At 50.4% G+C, this 15,299-nt stretch carries 15 protein-coding genes and 2 tRNA genes; 9 read left to right on the forward strand and 8 right to left on the reverse strand.

Going from position 1 to position 15,299, the window contains the following annotated elements; translation table 11 throughout:
• Positions 1-17: 17 nt before the first annotated feature.
• Complete coding sequence (gene lrp, locus K0H80_RS10280) at positions 18-521, reverse strand: leucine-responsive transcriptional regulator Lrp (protein ID WP_011865823.1); 504 nt, start codon at positions 519-521, stop codon at positions 18-20.
• Positions 522-700: 179 nt separating this feature from the next.
• Here lrp and ald point away from each other — a divergent pair, with 179 nt between their 5' ends.
• Positions 701-1,816 carry an alanine dehydrogenase gene (gene ald, locus K0H80_RS10285; RefSeq protein ID WP_011865824.1) on the forward strand — a complete coding sequence of 372 codons (1,116 nt, stop codon included), beginning with the start codon at positions 701-703 and terminating at the stop codon, positions 1,814-1,816.
• Between the two features lie 131 nt (positions 1,817-1,947).
• The gene (trxB, locus tag K0H80_RS10290) at positions 1,948-2,898 is read left to right on the forward strand and encodes a thioredoxin-disulfide reductase (RefSeq protein WP_144204223.1); all 951 of its coding nucleotides are present in this window, start codon (positions 1,948-1,950) and stop codon (positions 2,896-2,898) included.
• 291 nt (positions 2,899-3,189) lie between these two features.
• Here trxB and rplT read toward each other — a convergent pair whose 3' ends face one another.
• The 4 genes from rplT to thrS all read right to left on the reverse strand — a co-directional run bounded on the left by rplT (position 3,190) and on the right by thrS (position 6,324).
• The gene (rplT, locus tag K0H80_RS10295) at positions 3,190-3,549 is read right to left on the reverse strand and encodes a 50S ribosomal protein L20 (RefSeq protein ID WP_011865827.1); all 360 of its coding nucleotides are present in this window, start codon (positions 3,547-3,549) and stop codon (positions 3,190-3,192) included.
• Positions 3,550-3,567: 18 nt separating this feature from the next.
• Positions 3,568-3,762, reverse strand: coding sequence for a 50S ribosomal protein L35 (rpmI, locus tag K0H80_RS10300; protein WP_011865828.1), 195 nt, complete (start codon positions 3,760-3,762; stop codon positions 3,568-3,570).
• An 87-nt stretch (positions 3,763-3,849) separates the two neighbouring features.
• Positions 3,850-4,392 (reverse strand): translation initiation factor IF-3, encoded by a 543-nt coding sequence (gene infC / locus K0H80_RS10305; protein WP_041406632.1) that lies wholly within the window; start codon positions 4,390-4,392, stop codon positions 3,850-3,852.
• 3 nt (positions 4,393-4,395) lie between these two features.
• Positions 4,396-6,324 (reverse strand): threonine--tRNA ligase, encoded by a 1,929-nt coding sequence (gene thrS / locus K0H80_RS10310; RefSeq protein WP_220060710.1) that lies wholly within the window; start codon positions 6,322-6,324, stop codon positions 4,396-4,398.
• Between the two features lie 318 nt (positions 6,325-6,642).
• Between thrS and K0H80_RS10315 the strand changes: the two genes are divergently transcribed.
• From K0H80_RS10315 to K0H80_RS10325, 3 genes are all read left to right on the forward strand, one after another.
• The gene (locus K0H80_RS10315) at positions 6,643-6,918 is read left to right on the forward strand and encodes a hypothetical protein (RefSeq protein WP_220071498.1); all 276 of its coding nucleotides are present in this window, start codon (positions 6,643-6,645) and stop codon (positions 6,916-6,918) included.
• A gap of 192 nt (positions 6,919-7,110) precedes the next feature.
• Positions 7,111-7,857: an SDR family oxidoreductase gene (locus K0H80_RS10320; protein WP_220071499.1), complete on the forward strand. Its 747-nt coding sequence runs from the start codon at positions 7,111-7,113 to the stop codon at positions 7,855-7,857.
• Positions 7,854-8,054, forward strand: coding sequence for a CPXCG motif-containing cysteine-rich protein (locus tag K0H80_RS10325; protein ID WP_011865833.1), 201 nt, complete (start codon positions 7,854-7,856; stop codon positions 8,052-8,054). The genes K0H80_RS10320 and K0H80_RS10325 overlap by 4 nt, the downstream gene beginning before the upstream one ends.
• Before the next feature lie 133 nt (positions 8,055-8,187).
• Here K0H80_RS10325 and K0H80_RS10330 read toward each other — a convergent pair whose 3' ends face one another.
• On the reverse strand, positions 8,188-8,799 hold the full coding sequence (locus K0H80_RS10330) for a riboflavin synthase subunit alpha (protein WP_220071500.1): 612 nt from the start codon (positions 8,797-8,799) through the stop codon (positions 8,188-8,190).
• Positions 8,800-8,827: 28 nt separating this feature from the next.
• Between K0H80_RS10330 and K0H80_RS10335 the strand changes: the two genes are divergently transcribed.
• The 3 genes from K0H80_RS10335 (at position 8,828) to K0H80_RS10345 (ending at position 10,617) form a co-directional block, all read left to right on the forward strand.
• Positions 8,828-10,213 carry an MATE family efflux transporter gene (locus K0H80_RS10335; RefSeq protein WP_220071501.1) on the forward strand — a complete coding sequence of 462 codons (1,386 nt, stop codon included), beginning with the start codon at positions 8,828-8,830 and terminating at the stop codon, positions 10,211-10,213.
• Positions 10,214-10,443: 230 nt separating this feature from the next.
• Positions 10,444-10,520, forward strand: a tRNA-Val gene (locus K0H80_RS10340).
• Positions 10,521-10,540: 20 nt separating this feature from the next.
• Positions 10,541-10,617, forward strand: a tRNA-Val gene (locus tag K0H80_RS10345).
• Between the two features lie 60 nt (positions 10,618-10,677).
• Here K0H80_RS10345 and K0H80_RS10350 read toward each other — a convergent pair.
• On the reverse strand, positions 10,678-11,121 hold the full coding sequence (locus K0H80_RS10350; RefSeq protein WP_220071502.1) for a DUF3718 domain-containing protein: 444 nt from the start codon (positions 11,119-11,121) through the stop codon (positions 10,678-10,680).
• Between the two features lie 293 nt (positions 11,122-11,414).
• Between K0H80_RS10350 and K0H80_RS10355 the strand changes: the two genes are divergently transcribed.
• A complete protein-coding gene (locus tag K0H80_RS10355; protein WP_220071503.1) occupies positions 11,415-14,117 on the forward strand; it encodes a bifunctional acetate--CoA ligase family protein/GNAT family N-acetyltransferase in 2,703 nt (900 codons plus the stop codon).
• Positions 14,118-14,270: 153 nt separating this feature from the next.
• On the opposite strand, the gene K0H80_RS10360 is transcribed toward K0H80_RS10355, so the two are convergent.
• Positions 14,271-15,299, reverse strand: coding sequence for a GGDEF domain-containing protein (locus K0H80_RS10360; protein ID WP_220071504.1), 1,029 nt, complete (start codon positions 15,297-15,299; stop codon positions 14,271-14,273).

Raw genomic sequence — 15,299 nt, forward strand, 5'->3', positions numbered from 1 at the left:
TACGACATAAATCGTTTTTAAGACTCAAGCGTTACATTGATTGCAACTCTATTGGTCTGCTTGACTTCTTCCATCACAACGTAGGTACGAGTATCAGAAACAGCGGGCAACTTAAGTAGAGTTTCACCTAACAAGCGACGATAGGCAGACATGTCAGAAACACGGGTTTTCAATAAATAGTCGAAGTCGCCAGAAACCAGATGACATTCTTGAATATCATCGAGCAGCTGTACGGCACGATTAAACTTATCAAATACTTCTGCAGTATCGCGATTTAACGTGATTTCTACGAACACAAGTAATGAAGCCCCAAGATAATGGGGATTTACTAGCGCAGTATATCCATTGATGTAACCTTGCTTTTCGAGTCTTTTAACTCTCTCTAAACAGGGAGTGGGGCTCAGCCCTACACGCTTTGACAACTCCACATTGGAAATGCGGCCGTCGATTTGCAACTCGTTAAGGATGTTACGATCGATCCGATCTAAGTCTTTTATAGGACTCTTTTTATTATTAACCATATTTTTAACCTTGCTTTATCACTAAAACAACATTTACTGCTACGTATGTCAAAAGTTCAGCAGCATTAACTGCCGAAGTGATACTATACTAGATTTCCCTGAAACAATCACGTTCAGGACCTATAAAATAACAATTCAACCCAGAATAAATGGGTTTTTATTCAATTTGAGGCTCGAAGATGATAATTGGTGTACCTAAAGAAATCAAAAACCACGAATATCGTGTTGGTATGGTGCCGTCAAGTGTCCGCGAATTGACCCTAAAAGGTCATGAAGTATTTGTAGAGAAGAATGCAGGTGTTGGGATCGGTTTTAGCGACCAAGACTATGTCGATGTAGGCGCGTCAATCTTAGACACTGCAGCTGAAGTTTTTGCGAAAGCAGAAATGATCGTTAAGGTAAAAGAACCTCAAGCGGTCGAGCGTGCCATGTTGCGTGAAGATCAGTTGCTGTTCACTTATCTTCATCTTGCTCCCGATCTGCCACAAACTGAAGATCTTATTAAGAGCGGTGCCGTCTGTATCGCCTATGAAACAGTAACCGATGCCCGTGGCGGCCTTCCGCTACTGGCGCCAATGTCTGAAGTTGCCGGTCGTATGTCTATCCAGGCTGGTGCCATGGCACTGGAAAAATCAATGGGTGGCCGCGGCATGCTACTTGGCGGCGTACCTGGTGTTGAGCCAGCTAAAGTCGTTATCATCGGCGGCGGTATGGTTGGTACCAACGCAGCGCAGATGGCCGTAGGTCTGGGCGCAGACGTGGTTATCCTAGATCGCAGCATCGATGCGCTGCGTCGTCTGAACGCTCAGTTCGACAACCGCGTTAAGGCGATCTACTCGACTGCCGACGCTATCGAAAAGCACGTACTGGAAGCCGACCTAGTGATCGGTGGCGTACTGGTTCCTGGTGCTGCAGCACCTAAGCTAGTAACCAAAGATCACATCAAGCGTATGAAGCCAGGCAGCGCTATCGTTGACGTCGCCATCGACCAAGGTGGTTGTGTTGAGACTTCTCATGCTACGACTCACCAAGACCCAACTTATATCGTTGATGAAGTAGTACATTACTGTGTGGCTAACATGCCAGGTGCAGTGGCTCGTACTTCTACCTTCGCGCTGAACAACGCGACCCTGCCTTACATCATCAAGTTGGCCGACATGGGTTACCGCGAAGCACTGCGACAAGACAAGCACCTGCTAAACGGCTTGAACGTAATGCATGGTAAGGTAACCTGTAAAGAAGTTGCCGAAGCCCTGAACTTCGAGTTTGTTGATCCAAGCGTACTACTCGCTTAATCAAGTAAAGAGTGTAAACAAAGGGAGCCAATGGCTCCCTTTTTCGATTAGAACAATCTAAAAGATTGCCTTTACCCCTTAGGGGAAATTCCCTACAATCGCTGCAATTCGCTAAAGGCACGGAGAAAAAGATGAGCCAAGCTAGACACTGTAACTTATTAATTTTGGGTTCGGGCCCTGCTGGGTACACCGCCGCTGTTTATGCTGCCAGAGCAAACCTAAAGCCTGTATTGATCACAGGTATGCAGCAAGGTGGTCAGCTAACGACCACGACCGAAGTTGAAAACTGGCCAGGCGACGCCGACGATCTAACCGGTCCAGCTTTGATGGAGCGTATGCAAAAGCATGCCGAAAAATTCGAGACTGAGATCATCTTCGACCACATCAACGAAGTTAACCTGCAAGAGCGCCCTTTCCAACTAAAAGGCGACAGCGGCGAATACACTTGTGATGCGTTAATCATCTCTACCGGTGCTTCGGCCATGTACTTAGGTCTTGAGTCGGAAGAAGCCTTCAAGGGTAAAGGTGTTTCGGCCTGTGCCACCTGTGATGGTTTCTTCTACCGTAACCAAAAGGTTGCGGTGATCGGTGGTGGTAACACTGCAGTTGAAGAAGCACTTTACCTGAGCAACATCGCATCAGAGGTTCACCTTATCCATCGCCGTGACAGCTTCCGCTCAGAGAAGATCCTGACCAAACGCCTGATGGACAAGGTTGCGAACGGCAACATAGTACTGCATCTCGACAGCACACTAGACGAAGTCGTTGGCGACAACATGGGTGTGACCGGTGTGAAGATCAAGAGCACCAAAGATGGCGCCATCACAGAGTTTGATGTCATGGGTGTATTCGTTGCCATCGGCCACAAGCCAAACACTCAGATGTTTGAAGGTCAGCTAGAGATGAACAACGGCTACATCAAGGTGCAGAGCGGTCTTGGCGGTAACGCTACCCAAACCAGCATTCCTGGAGTATTCGCCGCAGGCGACGTGATGGACCAACATTACCGTCAGGCGATCACCTCTGCTGGCACCGGCTGTATGGCTGCCCTGGACGCAGAGCGTTTCTTAGACGCACAGTAGCGTTACGCTTAATAAGAAAGCAGGCCGAGTGCCTGCTTTTTTTTGTCTTTAATACCAATCACGGTAGATAAGTACTCAGAAATAGCACGGGAAAAACGTTCGAGAACAAGGCAGAGTTTTTGATAAGTAGTTATTCTAAAATCAAAAATGATAACACCGTTATTGGACGTTTAAACAAGCTAGAATGACCAGTTATTAACTACGATTGGTATAAGTTCAGCCAAATAAATTTGCGGTGATCGGGCACAAAAAAAGGGACCCTGGGGTCCCTTTCAAAGCAAAGCTCACTAATTACTTAGCTAGAGCTTCTTTTGCCTTTTCAACTAGAGTGGCGAAAACCACTTTGTCGAATACAGCGATGTCTGCCAAAATCTTACGATCGATTTCGATAGACGCCTTTTTCAGACCGTTGATGAAACGGCTGTAAGACAGACCATTTTGACGAGAAGCCGCGTTGATACGTGCAATCCACAGTTGACGGAATTGACGTTTCTTCTGACGACGGTCACGGTAAGCATATTGGCCAGCTTTGGTTACTGCTTGCTTAGCAACACGGTAAGTACGTGAGCGAGCTCCGTAATAACCTTTAGCTAGTTTTAATACTTTCTTGTGACGAGCACGAGCGGTTACACCACGCTTAACTCTAGGCATTGTTCTTTACTCCTCTAATTAAGCGTATGGTAGTTGACGTGCAATTGCTGGCACATCAGACTTCGCAACTAAACATTTAGCACGTAAGTGACGTTTACGCTTAGTGCTCTTCTTGGTCAAAATATGACGTAAATGGGCTTGCTTGCGCTTAAAACCGTTAGCGGTTTTCTTAAAACGCTTTTGTACACCCTTGTCTGTTTTCATTTTAGGCATTGCTAAAACTCCGCATTGGGAAATTAATAAAACGCAAGGCGAGCAGAGGCCCTCAGAGAGGTCTCTGCTACTTTTAAATTTGCCTTACTATTTCTTTTTCGGCGCGAGCACCATCACAGCCTGGCGACCTTCCATTTTTGGAAAAGCCTCCACAACTGCTATCTCAGCCAGGTCGTCTTTAATACGATTCAAAAGATTCATACCAAGACTCTGGTGAGCCATCTCGCGACCACGGAAACGCAGCGTAACTTTCGCCTTGTCGCCGTCTTCTAGAAAACGCTTCAGGTTGCGTAGTTTTACCTGATAGTCGTTTTCGTCAGTACCGGGACGGAATTTTATTTCCTTCACCTGTATCTGTTTCTGCTTCTTCTTTTGCTCTTTTTGGGCCTTAGCCTTGTCAAAAAGATACTTTCCGTAGTCCATTATGCGACATACAGGCGGCTCAGCGTTTGGGCTGATCTCTACGAGATCTACGCCCGCTTCATCTGCAAGTTCTTGCGCTTCACGAAGACTCACAATGCCGATAGTTTCACCGTCTAATCCATTGAGGCGTACTTCTGATACGCCAACAATGAGTTCGTTAATTCTATTCGCCGCTGCTTTACGCACGTCTGTTTTCTTGATCTTTATGACCTATTCCTCCAACAAATTTAGACTACGGAGCGAAATCTGTTCTTTAACCATGGCAGCAAATTGATCGATTTTGATCTTACCTAGGTCAACACCATCTCTGGTTCGCACCGCGACTTCCCTATTTTCCATCTCTTGATCGCCCACGACCAATAGATAGGGAACACGCCTTAGGGTGTGTTCGCGTATTTTAAAGCCAATCTTTTCATTCCTCAAGTCTTTCGAGGCACGAATTCCCTGATCTTTAAATAATTTGACCACTTCGTCAACATATTCAGACTGTTTGTCAGTAATATTCATCACAACGGCTTGAACCGGCGCCAACCAGGTTGGGAACTTACCTGCGTATTCCTCGATCAGGATCCCTAGGAAACGCTCCAGAGAGCCTAGAATCGCACGGTGGATCATCACAGGCGTTTGGCGGCTGTTATCTTCTGCAACATAAGTCGCGCCTAGACGTCCAGGCAAGGCGTAGTCGAGCTGCACTGTACCGCACTGCCATGCCCTGTCTAAGCAGTCATGGAGCGTAAATTCGATCTTAGGACCATAGAAGGCACCTTCGCCCGGTAGGATCTCATACTCGATGTCGTTGGCTTTTAGTGCATCCATCAGCGCCTGCTCTGCCCTGTCCCACATGGCATCGTCACCGATACGCTTCTCTGGGCGAGTAGAGAGTTTCACCACGATATCGTGGAAACCAAAGGTCGCATAGGTGTCGTAGACCATCTTGATACAGCCACTCACCTCTTGCTGTACCTGCTCTTCGGTACAGAAGATGTGCGCGTCATCTTGGGTAAAGCCACGAACACGCATCAAGCCGTGAAGAGAGCCCGACGGCTCGTTACGGTGGCAACAACCAAACTCGGCCATACGCAGTGGTAGATCGCGATATGACTTGAGGCCTTGATTAAAGATCTGCACGTGACCCGGACAGTTCATCGGCTTCACCGCGTACTCACGGTTTTCAGAGTGAGTAGTGAACATGGCTTCGGAATACTTATCCCAATGACCACTGCGCTCCCACAATACACGGTCCATCATCAAGGGGCCTTTCACCTCCTGATAGGTGTACTGACCCAGCTTCTGACGAATGAATCTTTCAAGCTCGAGGAACAGGCTCCAACCGTCGTTGTGCCAGAACACCATGCCAGGGGCTTCTTCCTGCATATGGTACAGGTCAAGCTGCTTACCTATTTTACGATGGTCGCGCTTGGCCGCTTCTTCGAGGCGAGTCAGATGCGCCTTAAGGGCCTTCTTGTCTGCCCAAGCGGTACCATAGATACGCTGCAGCATCTTGTTGTCTGAGTTACCGCGCCAGTAGGCACCAGCAACACTCATCAGTTTGAAGTGGTGACAGAACTTCATGTTAGGCACATGGGGGCCACGACACATGTCGGTATATTCTTCGTGATGATAGAGCGCAGGCTGGTCGTCTTTGCTGATGTTCTCATCTAAGATTGCCATCTTGTAGCTTTCGCCGCGTGACTCGAAAGTGTCACGGGCTTCTTGCCAGCTGACGACGCGCTTCACCACATCATAGTTTGTCTTAGCCAGTGCCAGCATACGCTTTTCTAGCTCGGCTACATCTTCCTCGGTCAGCTTATGATCAAGATCCACGTCATAGTAGAAACCGTTATCGATCACCGGGCCGATGGCCATCTTGGTTTCAGGCCACATCTGCTTAATGGCGTGACCCAATAGGTGAGCACAAGAGTGACGTAAGATCTCTACCCCTTCATCGTCTTTTGCGGTGATGATAGCGAGATCGGCATCTGTCTCAATCAAGTCACAAGCATCTTTCAGCTCGCCATTGACGCGACCTGCGATACAGGCTTTTGCGAGACCAGGACCTATGTCCGCGGCGACATCTAGGGTAGAAACGGCGTTAGCAAACTCGCGCTTGCTGCCATCGGGAAGTGTAATTACAGGCATGTATAATCCTTATCCAGTGGTGACCCCTACGTAGGGCCACTTGGTCATATTGAGAAAAATTTAAGCAACTGAAGCGCAAAACATTACCGGAGTTTTGATCTACTTCAGCGCAGGCCTGACATTCTAGGGCCGCATCGGGCAAATCGCAAGGTTTAAGGCCGCCGCTTCGCCTTAAAAAAAATAGGCGCGAATCTGACTAGCCGGCTACAGGTCGTTAAATCTGTCACCAATTGTCCATCTGGATGTCATCGAAAAGTCATGGACGGCCCCTACTCTAGCCGCCATATCGTTATGGCTAATTCGCTAAGGAGCCCGACCATGATGAAGCTTATATTATTGACCGCACTCTTCTATCAGCCTTTGTACCCTAATGACGGCACTCGCGGCGCGTCTATGCTAGAAACTGCTACGCAGCAAACTCAAGTGCAGGCTTTCGAAACCAAAGGTATCGAACTGCAAACATCGACTATTAGCCTGGATGTAAGCCAACTGGAAAGTGAGATCGCTATTGAACTCGACCAGCAGCTCAAGGCACTACATGCCGAGCTGCCGCAGCAAGGCGGCGATCAGGAGCTGCTCGCCAGCCAAAACTGATAACGGTTGAAGCCGATGACGTCAGTTGCCTTGGGCTTCAACTGCACTATAGGCCTGCTATTGCCCAAGCACTTGCTATGCTATCGCAACCTATTGCTATGCTATCGCAACCTATTGCTATGCTATCGCAACCTATTGCTATACAGAGGAAAGTCATCCAAGATTGTGCTCAAAAGATAATGAGCAACTTAGATGACAAAGAACAAATGGGCACTGGTAACCGGCGGTGCCAAACGTATTGGTGAAGCGATCGTATCAGCCTTGCACGGTAAAGGCTTCAATATACTGCTGCACTTTAATGGATCAGAAAGTGAAGCAAGGGCGCTCGCAGGCAAGCTTAACCTCAGCCGGGTAAACTCGTGCCAGACTGTTCAGGCCGACCTCGCCACCGAACAAGGGCCCCTTAGCCTTATCCAACACATTAATGACAATCAACTCTCGCTTGGCGCTCTTATCAATAACGCCTCTCTGTTTGTACCAGACAGCAGTATTGAAAACTGGCAATCGAGCCAGCAGCTGTTAAACCTTAATCTGCTCGCGCCCTACCTGTTAGCCACCAAGCTTAGTGAAAACCTCGCCAGCAATGACGGCTGCGTCATCAACCTGGTGGATATTCACGGCGACCGCCCCTTAAAACACCATGGGCTATACTCAATATCTAAGGCAGGATTAAACATGGCGACCCGAGCCTTGGCCCAGGAGTTAGCGCCTAAGGTAAGGGTCAACGGTATATCGCCAGGCGCGATACTCTGGCCATCCCAGAGCGATCAAGCGGCTATCTCCAGCGTCACTCAGGCCATACCTCTGGCTAAAGCCGGCAGCCCCGAGGATATCGCCGATACCGTATGTTTTATCCTGGAAAGCCCCTACCTTAATGGTCAGGTGATCGCTATCGATGGCGGTCGTAGCGCAACCGGATATACAGGAGCCGACGGATGAAAATTTTTGATAAAGTGATCTGTTGTCCCCACTGTGGGCACCATCAACATATCAACTTAGATATCAGCTGTGGCGATCAGGACTACTACGACGATTGTCGCGTCTGCTGTAACCCTATCCATTTTCGAACCCACATAGACGATTCCAGACAGAAAATAGAGGTCTATGTGGACTCGGACGATGAGCAGTACTATTAAGCCAACTAAGACTCAGTGTAGGCCAACTTAGACTAAGTACTGCTGCGTTAAATTCAGCGAGATTAGGTTACCCACACCAGGCTACACCTTAATCTACGACTAAACGCCAAGCCTTATCCGTTAACCAAAACGTTTAACCCAAACGCTTGGCCAATACCCGCTCAACCGTATCCACGATAGCCTGAGTCTGACTGTCTATCTCGATATTAAGCATGGTGCCGACAGAAACCTTGTCTAAGTTAGTGATCTCCAAAGTTTCCGGGATCAGATGCAGCATAAAGCCAGATTCGCTGACCTCTCCTACGGTCAGGCTACAACCATTCACGCCAACGAAACCTTTGTAGAGAATGTAGTTCATCCATTTAGAGTCAACTTCGAGACGGATATCAAAATGGGCAGGCGTATGACTCACCTCGACCACGGTTGCCTGAGTGTGCACATGACCCGACAACACATGGCCACCTATCTCACTGCCATAGGTCAATGAGCGCTCGATATTAACCTGGCTACCCACAGACAGACCGGCCAAATTGGTAAGCCTCAATGTCTCTTCCATTACATCGAAAAACACCCTATCATCTGCCATCTCGGTAACGGTCAGACAGACGCCGTTATTGGCGACACTTGCACCTCGCTGCAAGTTTTCCTTCAGGTGTGACGGCATCGCAATTTCGATTGTATTAAGACCATCTTTTTTATGAATAGCCACCACTTCACATGTGGCTTGAACAATACCTGTAAACATTTTTTACTCTCTGCATTAAGGCGTTTTCATGAATCAATTCGGCTTTCAAGCCAAAAAGCTCGTCCATCTCGCGTTGCCTGTGCTTATCGCCCAGGTCACCCAAACCATGATGGGTTTTATCGATACCGTCATGGCCGGACGTGTCAGCGCATTAGATATGGCCGCGGTGGCCATCGGTGGCAGTCTGTGGCTGCCGGCGCTACTGTTTGTACAGGGTTTGCTGGTCGCCTTTACCCCTGTGTTTGCCAGCCATCATGGCGCCGATAATCAAAATGCTATCAGGCCGATGGCTTTTCAGGCTGCCTATATTGCCATAATCGGCGCGGCCGTAGTGATAAGCTTTCTGCTTTTTGCGCCGCAGATCTTCAAATTAATGGATTTGTCCCCCGAGCTAGCCGAGCTGAGTGTCAGCTATCTCCATGGATTTGCCTGGGGCGTCCCCGCCTTCGTGCTCTATCAGGTCTTGCGAGGATGTAGCGAGGGGATCTCCTACACACTGCCGACTATGGTGATAGGGTTTGTTGGCCTGGCGGTAAACATCCCGGCCAACTATATCTTCATCTATGGCCATCTAGGTGCGCCCGCGCTGGGCGGTGCGGGCTGTGGTATCGCAACGGCCCTGGTGTTCTGGGCCATGTTTATCGCCATGACCATTTACATGCAGTGGCATAAGCGCTTCGCCGTTATCAAACCGCTAGGTGCCTTCCACCTACCGGATCTTAAGACCATGAAGAGAATGACCAAACACGGAATGCCCATCGCCATGGCCTTGTTTTTCGAGGTGAGCCTTTTTGCCATCATAGCGCTGCTGCTCGCCCCACTCGGCGCAGACGTTGTAGCCGGCCATCAGATCGCGCTTAACTTTTCATCCATAGTGTTTATGCTGCCACTCTCTATCGGCATCGCCGTGTCGATACGGGTTGGATACTACCTCGGACAGGATAAGGCGGACGTGGCTAAGCTAGTGACTAAAGTCGGTCTGGCTATCGCCTTTAGCCTGGCGGCCTGCACGGCCGTCATCACTGTGGTGTTTCGCACTCAGATAGCGCTGCTCTATAACCAAAACCCCGAGGTGGTCGCCCTGGCAAGCAGCCTTATGTTCCTGGCCGCCCTGTATCAGCTGTCTGACTCGGTGCAGGTAGTTACTGCTGGAGCCCTGCGTGGCTATCACGACACCCGCAGCGCCTTCTACATTACCCTTGTCTCCTATTGGGCCATCGGCATGGTGCTCGGCTATCTGCTGGCAGAAACCGACATACTGGTTCCTGCCATGGGCGCCCACGGTTTCTGGATTGGCTTGATCGCCGGCCTCACCAGCGCCGCACTGCTGTTTGCCTTGAGGCTTCAGCATATTCAAAAGCATCCAAAGCAACTGGCCTTGGTTGATCAGCCGATTAATCACACCGACCTATAGCCAAGATCGACACAGGCAAGCTGATGTTTAGCTAAATAATCATCATCTTGCCTGAATCTTTATGTAAACGCTTTGCCGAATATAACGACGCTTTGGCGTTAAAAAGATCAAGTTGCGCAGCAAATCACCGCTTGATTGAAAAATTACGATTTTTTACTTGCAACTCACATCACATCCCTCGTAATATAGCGCTCGTTCGCTGGCCGAGAGGTCGTGAACGGTAAAGCAGTACAACCGTAGCTCAGTTGGTTAGAGCACCACCTTGACATGGTGGGGGTCGGTGGTTCGAATCCACTCGGTTGTACCAATTTTACAAGAGATAACAGTACAACCGTAGCTCAGTTGGTTAGAGCACCACCTTGACATGGTGGGGGTCGGTGGTTCGAATCCACTCGGTTGTACCATCTTGTAAAATATCAGCCAGCGCAAGCTGGTTTTTTTATGCCTGTTACTCGCTATTCAGCCTACTTCGCACTCACCATCACCACAATCGGTTCACCACCGCCGGATCTATTGCTGGCAAGATCGGTAATGCTCACCTTGGTCTTCACGCGATTGGCGATCGATGAGTGTCGCTCAAGAAACTGAAAGCTTTGTGATGCCTGATACTGGTGGGCAAATTGCGCCAGACTCACGCCATTGCAGGAGATGCTGTTGACCCCAAAGCGCATGTTATGGTCATAGTTAACCAGTTTACGCTTTAACGCCGAACTGTTATCGCTACCCGCCGCAATACAGATCTTGGTCTCGACGCTACTGTCCTGCGCCACAAATCTATAATTGGCATTGGTGTTAGTGCTGGTATTAGCAGTGGCTGCTGCCTCTTCACCCACTGCCGCCTGTGAACTCAAGCCTAAACCTAGAGCCGTAACAGCTACACCGATAGAAACAAACGCCCCTGTTTTCATCTTCAACTCCTTAAGCCGTATTGATAACGGCGCCGCGATACCTGTTTACTGCCGATCCGCAAAGGGACTTTGGTCTGCATCTCATTGCATTGCCTGTGGCCTCGGCGCATCAGTTCTCCTCAAGTAAAGCCCAAAAACCGCGTCAAGGTTGTTAACCCTTGATGTCAAAGTGTTGCAAGCTGTGTAGCCCAAATGAAGGGCATGGTGAACGCTGCTTATCCTACTAAAATCCTAGAGAAAAAAAGTACAACTGAGGTACACTGTTTGCTGGCGAGTGACAACAGGAGCCAGGAATGAGCCAGCGTACATTACACACCCTATTTAAACCTAAGTCGGTGGCCATTATTGGAGCCTCTAACGGCGCCAAGCGCGCCGGCAATGTCGTAATGCGCAACCTGCTCTCCAGCGGGTTTTCCGGGCCTATCATGCCGGTCACGCCTAGATACGATGCAGTGATGGGCGTGCTGGCCTACCCCAATATCGAAGCCCTGCCGCTTAAGCCCGATCTGGCCATCATCTGCACCGCGGCCAGCCGCGTCCCCGCCATTGTCGAACGTCTAGCCCAATTTGGCTGCAAGGTAGCGATTATCAATGCTTCCGGCATGGCCAATCAGCTCGATGAAGAGGGGCAGAATCTACTGACGCTGACCCGCGCCCACGCCAAACGCTACGGCATGCGAATCCTCGGTCCCAACAGCCTGGGAATGATGTTGCCTAATCTCGGCCTCAACGCCAGCCTGGCGCACACAAGCGCCCTACCCGGTAAAATCGCGTTTGTCTCCCAGTCTGCCGCCATCTGCACCACAGTACTGGACTGGGCCAACAACAAGGGGATCGGCTTCTCCTCCTTTATCTCCTTGGGTGATGCCACAGATATCGATTTCGACGAGTTGCTGGACTTTCTCGGGCGAGACTCGCGCACCACGGCGATCATGCTCTACATAGATTCAGTCAACGAGAAGCGCCATTTTCTCTCCGCAGCCCGCGCCGCCGCCCGTAACAAGCCGATATTAGTGATCAAATCGGGTCGCAGCATTGAGGGCACCACAGCCGCAAAGCTTCACACAGGTGGGGAAGTGGGTAACGACGCCGTCTACGAGGCCGCCTTCAGACGCGCGGGTATGCTGAGGGTAAACGATCTGGTAGAACTGTTTGCCGCAGTAGAAACCCTGGCCCACTCGGCGCCCCTGCAGGGCGAGCGTTTGGCGATTCTCAGTAATGGCGGCGGTCCCGCCGTACTAGGCCTAGATCAGCTAATTCTCGGCGGCGGTAAAGCCGCCACCCTAGACGATGATACCTTTGACAAACTCAATGCCTTGCTGCCCGATACCTGGTCCGGGCAAAATCCGGTGGACATAGGTGGCGACGCCGATGCCAAGCGATACACCCAGAGCCTGGACATTCTGATGAACGCCGATGTGGCCGATGCCATCTTGGTGTTGCACTCTCCTTCTGCTCTTGGAGATAGCATAGAGATCGCCGACAGCATCATAGAGCTTGTCTCAAAACATCCAAGGCGTCACAAGGTCAATGTGCTCACCAACTGGAGCGGCGAAGACTCGGCCTATCAAGCCCGTAAGCACTTTAATCGCGCCGGGGTGCCCACCTATCGCACACCAGAGGGAGCCGTTGGCGCCTTCATGCATATGGTGGAATACAGACGCAACCAAAAGTTGCTGCAGGAAGTGCCGCAATCTATCCCAGATAATATTCCCACCGATGCCCAACTTGCGCGCTCCTTGCTGCAAAGAGCGATTGCCGATAACAAGCAGGTGATCGAGACCCATGAGGCAAGCGCCATCCTCAAAGCCTATGGGCTTAACACCATAGAGACCCACTTTGCCGCCAGTGCGGAGCGCGCCGCCGAAATCGCCGAACAGATAGGCTATCCCGTCGCCCTCAAGGTGCAATCGCCGGATATTCACCATAAATCCGATGTTCACGGCGTTATGCTCAACCTCACCTCCCATCAGGAGGTGTTACAGGCCGCCGATGCCATGGTCGGCCGGGTACATTCTCTCAACCAGGACGCCGACATCCAGGGGCTCATAGTGCAGAAGATGGCACTCACCGCCGGCACCCAGGAAATACGCGTCGCGGTGACCCATGATCCCGTGTTTGGCCCGGCGATTCTGCTTGGTGAAGGCGGCTCCGAGTGGCAGCCCAGCACAGATGCGGCGGTTGCCCTGCCACCACTGAATATGACTCTGGCCCGCTACATGGTGATCCAGGCGCTGAAGACCCACAAGCTCAAAGACAGGCATCTGCCGCTGGGCTTAGACATGAACGCTCTGTGCGTCATGCTCACCCAGATCTCCCATCTCATCATAGATTGCCCCGAGATCGCGGGCTTAGATCTTAACCCTGTGCTGTGCGCCGGTGAGCAGATCACCCTGTTAGATGTGAATATTCAGCTCAATGCCAATGCCCAGGACAATACCAACCGCTTAGCTATCTGTCCCTACCCTAAGGAGCTTGAAGAGCATGCGGTATTAAAAAACGGTTTGAAGATCATGCTAAGGCCAATTTTGCCGGAAGATGAGCCTAAGCATCTGGCCTTTGACAACTCCCTCTCGGACGAAGACAGATATAAACGCTATTTTGGTGTGCGCTCTAAGATGACCCATGAAGAGATGGCAGTACTGACGCAGATTGACTACGCCAGGGAGATGGCCTTTATCGCCACCACTAAGGGCGCCGATGGTGATGATATTACTTTAGGCGCCGTGAGGGCCTCCATCGACCCCGACAATACCGAGGCGGAGTTTGCCATGGCGGTGCGCAGCGACCATCAGGGGATAGGCATAGGTAAACTATTACTGGAAAAATTGATCGCCTATTACAAGGCTAATGACACCGAGCTGCTCACCGGCTTCACCATGTTTGAAAACCGCAACATGGCAAGCCTGGCGAAGAAATTGGGCTTTAGCGTTACCTTCGACATGGAGGAGCATCTGATCAAGATGGACATGCCCCTCAAGCCGAAACAAGACTAGCTGGTGCGCCCAGCTTGTAAGCCTTGCTTATTTAGCATGTTTGCTAAGCACTAACCATTTTACGTTTAGCTGCTAAATCTGCTTTCACACCTGCATACAGAGAAGATAGCTCACAACAGAGCTAGCCTTTGAAACAGTTACTTATTGAGCCTATTAGCCCTTCACACAGTTACGGCCCGCCGACTTGGCTCTGTATAGGGCTTCATCGGCGCGCACCAGATAAGACTCTCTGTCATCATCATGGCGCAGTGTCGCCACCCCTATGGAGACGGTGATCGCCCCAAGTGAAAGCTTCTTGTCTTTGCCTATGCTTAGATGACGCTCGGCGATACGAGCCCTAAGTTGCTCGGCCACCACCATGGCGCCAGAGTGCTCGGTATCGGGCAGCAAGATCACAAACTCTTCACCGCCGTAACGCGCGACAAAGTCATCCCCCTTCACCCCTTGTTTTAATGCCAGTGCGATATAGGCAAGTACCTTATCGCCCACCAAATGACCGTGGGTGTCATTAAACTGCTTAAAGTTGTCGATGTCGACCAGCAGCAAGCTGCTAAGGCGCTGCTCTCTTCTGAACCTTTGAATATGACCCAGCACCTCCTCATCGAAGGCGCGGCGGTTACGAAGCGAGGTGAGCTGATCTGTCATCACGGCGATATTGAGATCTTCCATCTCCGCCTTCAGCGCGGCGACCTCCTGATTCATCGTCTTCAGATTAGCTTCCATCTGACGATTGCTGAGCACCACCTGAGACACCTCTTCGGCCAGGGTATCGACCAGGCGCTCGAGGGTTTTAGGGTCTGGGTCCTGGCTGATATTCTGCTGAAAGGTGGTCAGGCTTAGATTAAATTGCGCCGTACCTGCAGTGACCTCGGATAAACGGGTCATAAAATTATTGATCAAGATCTGCGTCTCAATCTGCACATTCTCGATCACCTCGGGTGACTGCTCGCGAATGAAGCTGTTATAAAGGCCGGCATTGACCTCAGAGGTAAACTGAGCACGACTGGCCACCAGGGTGTCGATGGCGCGCTTAAGATCCAGATTGACCCCACGGAAATACTCATACCAAACGGCATAATTATCTGGGGTTACTGGGATATTGAGTTCTGACATGCGCGGAACGGCATGTCGGAGAATTTTAGCGGAAAGTTCGGTCTCGGTAAGTTGTTTAGCCAAATTCAT

It is taken from the genome of Shewanella aegiceratis (assembly GCF_019457495.1).
In the GTDB taxonomy this organism is placed as follows: Bacteria; Pseudomonadota; Gammaproteobacteria; order Enterobacterales; family Shewanellaceae; genus Shewanella; species Shewanella loihica.